Source organism: Chryseobacterium sp. SIMBA_029, from assembly GCF_046535275.1.
Lineage (GTDB): Bacteria > Bacteroidota > Bacteroidia > Flavobacteriales > Weeksellaceae > Chryseobacterium.
The window spans coordinates 1-258 of sequence record NZ_JAWRXA010000543.1 but is presented as its reverse complement, the minus strand read 5'-3'; the positions used below and the strand labels follow the sequence as shown (position 1 = coordinate 258).

At 50.4% G+C, this 258-nt stretch carries 1 protein-coding gene; it reads left to right on the top strand.

Features of this window, described 5'->3' with window-relative positions; all coding sequences use genetic code 11:
- Positions 1–258, top strand: a 258-nt coding sequence (locus SB679_RS25150; RefSeq protein ID WP_410705046.1) for a DUF1329 domain-containing protein, incomplete at both ends; no start/stop codon positions are given.

The following is a 258-nucleotide window of genomic DNA, read 5'->3' as shown; positions in this document are numbered from 1 at the left end:
GTCGCGTCAAAGAAAGTCTTCTATATCGACGAGGACTCTGGCGTAGCTATAGCCGCTGAAGATTACGACGCACAAGGAAAGCTTTGGAAGGTCAAGGAAGCGTACCTTATTCCTGTCTATGAACTCCATGGCGCATGCGATGCCGAGGCCTTCGTGCAATACGACCTGAGCAACGGTCGATACGTGTCCGATCAGTCGACTATCGGGACGGGGACTGATATTCACTGGTTTGAGGAATCGTCAGATCTCCGTTTTAAA